Source organism: Streptosporangium canum (assembly GCF_900113865.1).
Lineage (GTDB): Bacteria > Actinomycetota > Actinomycetes > Streptosporangiales > Streptosporangiaceae > Streptosporangium > Streptosporangium canum.
Genome location: NZ_FOQY01000088.1, coordinates 1 through 1,238, shown reverse-complemented (window position 1 = coordinate 1,238; position 1,238 = coordinate 1). Strand labels below are relative to the sequence as shown.

Below are 1,238 nucleotides of genomic sequence, written 5' to 3'. Positions count from 1 at the left end.
CTGCATTCGGGGTTCTTCGCCCTGGCCGAGCGGGAGCCCGGCCGGGTCGCGCTGGCCGGCGACGGCGTCGAGCTGTCCTACGGCGAGCTCGCCGGCCGGGCCCTGCGGGTGGCGGGGGCGCTGCGGTCGCGGGGCGTCGAGCCGGGCGACGCGGTCGCGGTGACGGTGCCGCGAGGCGCGGACCAGCTCGTGGCGGTACTGGGGGTGCTGGCCGCCGGGGCGACCTACGTCCCCGTGGGGGTGGACCAGCCCCCGGTCCGCCGGGACCGGATCTACCGGCGCGCGGGCGTACGGCTGGTGCTGACGGGCGAGCCCGGCGTCTCCCCGGACGTCTCCCCGGTCAGCGGCTCGAACGGCTTCCCGGCTGGTTCCCCGGTCGGCGGCTCGAACGGCTCCCCGGACAGTTTCCCGGACGGCGTGGAGCGCGTGCCGGTGATGGAGGCCGGCGGCGTCCCCCTGGCGGGGCCGGTCGGGGTGGATCCGGGCGCGCCGGCGTATGTGATCTTCACGTCGGGGTCGACGGGGGAGCCGAAGGGGGTTGAGGTGTCGCATCGGGCGGCGCTCAACACGGTGGTGGATGTGAACGAGCGGTTCGGGGTGGGGCCCGGTGACCGGGTGCTGGCGCTGTCGGCGCTGGACTTCGACCTGTCGGTGTGGGACGTGTTCGGGCTGCTGTCGGCCGGCGGCGCCCTGGTGCTGGTGGAGGAGGAGGCCCGGCGGGAGGCGCGCCGGTGGGCGGAGCTGATGGCGGCGCACGGGGTGACGGTGTGGAACACCGTCCCGGCGCTGCTGGACATGCTGCTGGTCGCCGGTGAGACCGCGCCGGGAGCGCTGGACGGCCTGCGGCTGGCGATGGTCTCGGGCGACTGGGTCGGGCTGGACCTGCCCGGCCGCCTGGCCGACCAGGCGGCCGGCTGCCGTCTGATCGCCCTGGGCGGGGCGACGGAGGCGGCCATCTGGTCCAACTTCACCGACGTGCCGGTGCCGGTCCCGGCGCACTGGACCTCGGTCCCCTACGGCAGGCCACTCACCAACCAGCGGTTCCGCGTGGTGGACGGGCGGGGGCGTGACTGTCCCGACTGGGTGCCGGGTGAGCTGTGGATCGGCGGGGCCGGGGTGGCGCTGGGCTACCGGGGTGACCCGGAGGTCACGGCGGCCAAGTTCGTCGAGCGTGACGGCGGGCGCTGGTACCGGACCGGCGATCTGGGCCGCTACTGGCCCGACGGCACGCTGGAGTT

General features: G+C 75.8%; 1 protein-coding gene. It reads left to right on the top strand.

The window, feature by feature from the left end:
• A partial coding sequence (locus BM085_RS42535; RefSeq protein WP_143121350.1) for an amino acid adenylation domain-containing protein occupies positions 1-1,238 on the top strand: 1,238 nt, incomplete at both ends.